Raw genomic sequence first — 6,197 nt, forward strand, 5'->3', positions numbered from 1 at the left:
GTAGACGTGCCCAGCCTGCCCTCCCCCGAAGAGATCGAAGCCGCCCGCACGCCAGCCGGCGGATGGAAGCGCGACCAGCTTGCCGCCTGGGGCGTCCCGTGGCCCCCGCCCAAGGGATGGAAGGACGAGCTGACCCAGCGCTGGCAGGCCGCATGCCAGGGCGGGGCACCACCGTCCCTGCCCCGCCTGGTCCCGGCCGACTTCGCACAGGAGGCGCTCGACTTCGGCTGACGACAGCGAGGCGGGACAGGATCACCCTGCCCGGCCCCTCTGTCGGTTGTCAGCGTGACTGGATCCAGAGGCCGCTGTACGCCACGACGGCGCCGCCGACCGCGGTTGCGGCCCCTCGGATCAGATACAGGCCGGCCTCGTTGCGGAGCCGCCGGGCACGTTTGGCCCACCGGGTCTGCGATGACGCACCTTCCGGCGTTGGGAGGGGTTCCGGGTCTGGGCTGTTGCCCCTAGTCTCGGGCGTGGACATGAGCTTCTCCTTCGTCGGGGACGTTCGGTCTTCTGCAGACGGCTCCCTGTGCCCCAGGGGGCCGTCGCCGTTTTCCGGTGCCGGCCTTGCCGTTGTCCACTCCTTGAGACGCGTCTCGGTTCTGGAGTGAACAGGCTCAACAAAAGCACCTCGAAATAGCCCCTGACCAGCGAAAACAGCTCTTTGTTGAAAGGGGTTTCCCTGGGCTGAAAGCGGTCTACGAGTGGCTGACACGTGCTCAACTGTGCTGAAGAGCAGTCAGAGTGAGGTCACTTGGGGTTTCCCATGGTGTGATGCCAAGTTCAAATGAGGGTTCCTGTGTCTAACTGGGCCTGACCATGGCAGAGTTGGCGGATGCCACGAATGCTGCGGATGCCTGGCAAGGACGTCCTGCCACCGGGCCCCAAGAGGGAACTTGTTGCCGAGCTCTACGTCTACTACCGCGAGGCTGGGCGGCCGCCGCTCCCGCACATCGAGACGCTCACCCAGAAAATGCCGAACCCGCACAAGGTGAGCCGAGAAACCATCCGGCGCCTGCTCACCGGGCAGACCACGAGCCAATGGGCTGTAGTCGATGCCCTTGTGCGCGCTCTGTGCGAACTGCAGGCCCGCGCCCCCGACGACCGCCGTTGGCCGGAGCCGGACGACCAGTACGAGGAAGACAACCCAGAGACCTGCCGTGAGTACCTGCGCAGGCTGTGGAACGACGACATCGACGGGCTCGAACCAGGCGAAGCACCCACGGTCCCGCCCGCAGTGTCCGCACTCCCGACTTCCGGAGGATGGGGCGGCACCCCACCCGCGTCGACCGGGGGCTGGGGGAATGCCCCCTCGCAGCCGAAGCAGGACGACCCCTGGGCGACTGGAACCCCTCCTCAGCTCTCACAGCAGACACGTGGCTATTCGGACGAACCGCCCTTCTGATCGGCCCTCTTCGACCGCTGTACGCATGGCCGGGCCCTGCTACCCGGAGATAGCGTGCGGCGCGTTGCTCCGGGCAGCAGGGCCAGTCACATGCCGAGTACGCGGCGCACGGCGTCGGCTGGGTCGATGCCCAGCACAAAGGCGACGCCGACCGCACCCAGGACGAGCGCGGTGGTGGCGCCGGCCTTGTTGGCGAAGCCCTTGACGAACTCCTCCACGGACAGTTTCACCAGCTTCCAGACGATGGCCCTGGTGCGGGCGGTGATGATGCGCAGACGCCGGGCCAGGCGCTGCGACCGGTTCGGGCCGGCAGGTATGGCGGCTTGGTGGTCGGGGGAGGGCTGCGCGGGCAGCTCGGGATCAGTGTCCCGGGGCATGGTGGGACTCCTCTGGGCGGGGAGAACGGGGATCGCGGACACCTGCGTGGTGTCGTCCGCGTGGGCGTGCGCCTCGCGGTCGGCGTTCCTGCGGCTCTCTGCCTGAGAGCGTCCCTGTGGAGCCTCGGCTCGTGCCCAGGGTGGCATCTCCAGCCTAGCGACGATCGGCATGTCCGTTCCCCCGGCTGTCTGGTGAGTGGTCATCAGCGGTTCCTCTCGTTCGCGTTGGTGCCGGGCGGGCAGCACAGTGACCGGGGCTCGGTGCTTGTGTCGCGGGCTCGCGAAAATCGGCGACTTCACCCCTTGAGCTGCGGCAAGAGCCATGGACAGCAGCCCGACCGGAGAATTCGCGAGACATTGCGAAGGCCCGGACCACCTGGTCCGGGCCTCACACCCCCTGAGGAACTGTCAGGGAGTCGGTGACTTCACGTTCTTGGCTTACAGAGAAGTTATGGGGGAACCGCGGGCCGATGTGACGCTGCGGTCTACGCCCACCGCATCCCGATGGCGGACAGCTCTTCCACCCGCTCCGGCGACAGCGTCGCCGCGCGCGAGCGCTGGTTGCCGATCCATGCACCGAGCCGGAGCTCCCGCTGCTCCTGGTCGATGCCGTTGTCACTGGTGACGACGATGGTCTCCACATGCTTGCGCGGCACCCGCAGGTGCCCCTCGCGTTCGTAGAACTGCTTGGCGGCGAGGAAGTTGAGGGTCCATTTATCGGCCTGGGTTCGGCGTGGCTTCGGCTTCTCGTCCTCGGTGGCGGGTTCGATCCCGAGGACTTGCTCGCACATCCACTGCTGTACGGCGGTGAGCTGGTCGAAGCCGAGCCGCTGGGCACGCACCCAGCGGCCGAGGTCCTCGCCCTGGCGCACGACCACACCCGGCTCGGTCGGCAGCACGCCGCCGCCGTCCAGGTGCTGGCGGGTGAGGTGGAACGCCCGCTGCCACTCCACGGGCCACGTGGGGCACCACGACGCGTCGATGTCCTCCAGCTGCTCGCGCCGTTCGTCGGACAGAGCGCCGGCCAACGACCCGACCGGGAGCCCCTCGGCACGCCGCTGCTCGATCTCGATCGCCTTCCGCGTGGCGGCCCGCGCGTTCTTCAGCCAGATGCCCACCTTCGCGCCTTGGAAGGTGGCGTCCAGCGGGGCCAGAAGGTGCCCGTTCTCCTCAGCCCAGCCGCGGGCGGCGGACAGGCCCTCCTCCCACGCGACGTCGTAGTGCGACCACACCATGCCGAGCTTCTCCAGCTGCTCGATGCGGTCGGTGTCCATGTCGCCGCGGGCGTAGAAGCGCCGGTTGTCGGCGATCCACTGCCCGAGCGGGAAGTTCGCGAGCGAGGCCGGCCACCTCTCGGCTTCCGCGTCCTGGTCGTCGACGGCCGGCACGCGGAACGTGAAGGGGACCTTCAGGTCGCCGTGCTCGCGGGCGTAGATGACGGCGGCCTCCACGCCGCGCCGCCAGTGCTCGTGCTCGGGGTTGAGGACCCGCAGGTTGATGAACGCGGCCAGCTGCGCCGGATCACGCGGCGTGCTGAACTTCAGCAGTCGCCGGGCGGGCGCCGACGGACCCCCGGACGCCTTCCCCTCACCCCGGCCCTCCTGGTCCTGCGCGGCCTTCGAGGCGGGCTTGTAGGCGCTCGGGGCCTGCTGCTCAGCGAGTTGCTCCACCACCCGGGCGTCGTGCGCCCTGAGCGCCTCCAGGAGCTTCGCCAGCCCGCCGAACGCCCGGCTGGTCAGCATGCTGTCGGCCGTCTCGCCCGGCCCGAGCAGCACGGGCACCACGAGGGAGGCGACCTTGCCCTCGCCGGGCTGCATCCGCAGCGCGCGCCCGACGGCCTGGACGAGGTCGGGCATGGAGCCGCGGACGTCAGCCCAGTAGACGGAGTCGCAGTTCTTGGTGTCGACGCCCTCGCCCAGCACCTTCACCGAGCACAGGAAGCACTTCTCCACGACCGTGCCGTCCGAAGCGATCCCGGCGGCGAACTCACCCAGCCGACGCCGGCGGTGCAGCGGCTTGTGCTCCCCGCACAGCCAGTCCGCCCAGATCACCTTCGGATACAGCTTCGGGTCGGCGGCGTGCAGCTGCGCGGCGACGTGGGGGAGGCCCGCCGCGAACGCCTCGGCTTCTTTGACGACATGGTGGAAGACCAGGGTGCGCTTGAAGTTCTCCTCCGAGGACGCCTTCAGCAGCGCCGTCTGGAGCGCGGCGAGCCGGGCCCCGCGGACCTCGTCCGAACGCCCCTCGGCACCGAGCAACTGGGCGGCCTGGAGCTGAGTGTCGGTGATGTCCACGCACACCACCTGGTACGGCGCGCAGATCCCCCTGTCGATCGCCTCCGACAGCGTCAGCGTGTAGCAGCGGGCACCGAACTGGCCCTCCGGGTCGTTCTCCATCGACGCGACCAGCTCGCCCGGTGCGCCCTCGGAGTCCTCGTCCAGCTGCCACACCCGGGGCGTGGCCGTCATGTACAACCTGCGCAGCGACGGGATCTTCTGGTTGTCGTGAGCGACTGCCCAGGGCTTCCCGATCCGGCCGGAACAGCGGTGGGCTTCGTCCACGACGATCAGGTCCCAAGCAGGAAGGCCGGCGGCGTGAGCGCGCTCCAGGGTGCCCAGCCCGAGCGAGGCGTACGTGGCGAACACCGTGACCTTGTCCAACGGCCGTACCCAGTCGACCAGTTCGCCCACGTCCGTGGTGTTGGGGAAGAGCGCCTCCTCACCCCGCAAGGACGAGACACCGATCGCCGGGCCCCGGCGGCCGGCCTCCCGCCACGCCGACTCGGTCTGCACGAGCAGATCCAACGAGGGCACGAGCACCAGCACACGGCCCGCGCGGAGCTCCTCGGAGCTGCGCGCCGCGACCCGGGTCTTGCCCGACCCGGTCGCCATGATCACCTGAGTCCGCAGACCCCGCTCCGGCACAAGAGATCTTGCAGGCAATTTCAAGGCACGGAGAACAGCGTCAATAGCCTCTCGCTGAGCCGCATCGCGCTGATTAGCGGTCATTCTCGCCGTCCTCATCCCTCGTGTCGTACGCGGTTTTCTCCGCACTGGTACGGGCGGCTTCCAGGTACAGGCCGTAGTGGTCCAGGTAGGCCAGGAGGAACAGGGCCAGGGCGCGGCCGGGGTCGCTGGCGTGCTCACTGGACGGCTGCTCGCTGATCCAGCCGAACGTGGCCTGGTGAGCCCGGGGATGCACGCCGGTGGTGTGCGGGTCGGGGAAGGTGATGGCGCGGGTGAAGAAGTCGTCCAGGCGGCGGACCTGGTCCGCGTCCGGGTCTTCCAGCTCACGGCCGCGCACGGTGGCGGTGGCGTTCTCCAGGATGGTGGTCAGGTACCGCCGGCGGGCTCCCTCCTGCTGCCGCACCTCGCTGTCCCCGCCTTCCTCCGCTACCTCCACCACGCGGTACAGACCCTGGTCCCCGTACACGCCGCCCGGCTTCTCGTGCGCCTGACGCACCTTCGCCACGGCCTCCTCCACCGACTCCGCATACGCGTAGTGCGTCAGCGTGACGGCCCCCGGGTGCGCCGGATCGGTCCGCTGCGCCACGATCCGGTAGCGGATCAGCTCCGGGGCCAGCCCCTCCGCACTGCTCGCGCCCGCCTGACGCCTTTCCAGCTCCTGGCGCCAGCGGTGCACCTCGGCATCGCTCTCGGGAGAGTAGGTCTCCCCCCCCCCCCCCCCCCCCGCTGGACATCAGGTTCCAGATACGCCCCAGCTCGTTCCTCCGGACCGCCGCCAGCCGATCCTCCGCACTGAGCGGCCTCGGCAGATCCTCTCGACTCTCCAGTCCACCCGCAGCTACCAACCGCTCATGGATTTGCTGCACCGTCATTCCGATAACTTTACGGTGGATTTCCTCGCGCGCTTCAAAGCGCATTCCGAAGCTCAGCGAATTCGAATCCATTGCTTCTTCTTCGCTTTCCGAATCGACCGGTGCCGCGCTCTCGGTGCTGCCCTGTGAGTCCAGAGTCTATCTCTTGCTTCAAACTGAAGCACAGGGAACGCCAAAAGTCTCCCGAACGTGACTTGATCCTGTTAGTGTTGCCCTATGGTCACCCCAGAGATCAGTCACGAGGACGAGACTCAACCCACTCGAACACCCTGCTCATGACCATCCGTCACCCCCCTTCCTTGCTGCCGCTTTCCCTCTCACCGGCCCACTACTGACTGAGGGTTGGGGGCTGGAGCGCAGCGGAGGCCCCGTTCCGAGGGGTCTCGGAGCCGGCCGCTTGCGGCCGCTGCGCGGGGCGCGCAGCGGCTCGCGTTCAACTCGCGTGCGCAGCACGTGAGTTGGTGCCGTGTCACGCAGTGACACGGCTGGCGCTCACGCGGAGCGGGAGCGCAACGGTTGCGCGCAGCGCAACCGTTCGCTGTCTACGGGCGCAGCCCGTAGGGACCCGCTTCGCGGG

Annotated in this window: 5 protein-coding genes; 2 read left to right on the top strand and 3 right to left on the bottom strand. The window is 68.6% G+C overall.

The genetic code is table 11. From position 1 onward, the window contains the following. Positions 1-6 precede the first annotated feature (6 nt). Together ACIRRY_RS47475 and ACIRRY_RS47480 are read left to right on the top strand one after the other, a co-directional pair. On the top strand, positions 7-231 hold the full coding sequence (locus ACIRRY_RS47475) for a hypothetical protein (RefSeq protein WP_403985908.1): 225 nt from the start codon (positions 7-9) through the stop codon (positions 229-231). Between the two features lie 604 nt (positions 232-835). Next, complete coding sequence (locus ACIRRY_RS47480; RefSeq protein ID WP_403985911.1) at positions 836-1,405, top strand: hypothetical protein; 570 nt, start codon at positions 836-838, stop codon at positions 1,403-1,405. A gap of 86 nt (positions 1,406-1,491) precedes the next feature. Here ACIRRY_RS47480 and ACIRRY_RS47485 read toward each other — a convergent pair whose 3' ends face one another. From ACIRRY_RS47485 to ACIRRY_RS47495, 3 genes are all read right to left on the bottom strand, one after another. Then, on the bottom strand, positions 1,492-1,782 hold the full coding sequence (locus ACIRRY_RS47485; protein WP_403985914.1) for a hypothetical protein: 291 nt from the start codon (positions 1,780-1,782) through the stop codon (positions 1,492-1,494). Positions 1,783-2,267: 485 nt separating this feature from the next. Continuing rightward, on the bottom strand, positions 2,268-4,805 hold the full coding sequence (locus ACIRRY_RS47490; RefSeq protein ID WP_403985917.1) for a Helicase associated domain protein: 2,538 nt from the start codon (positions 4,803-4,805) through the stop codon (positions 2,268-2,270). Continuing rightward, entirely contained in the window at positions 4,780-5,424 is a 645-nt protein-coding gene (locus ACIRRY_RS47495; RefSeq protein ID WP_403985920.1) for a hypothetical protein, read from the bottom strand. The genes ACIRRY_RS47490 and ACIRRY_RS47495 overlap by 26 nt, the downstream gene beginning before the upstream one ends. Between the last annotated feature and the right edge of the window lie 773 nt (positions 5,425-6,197).

Origin of the sequence: Streptomyces sp. NPDC101776, from assembly GCF_044766845.1 — a bacterium.
Taxonomy (GTDB): Bacteria; Actinomycetota; Actinomycetes; order Streptomycetales; family Streptomycetaceae; genus Streptomyces.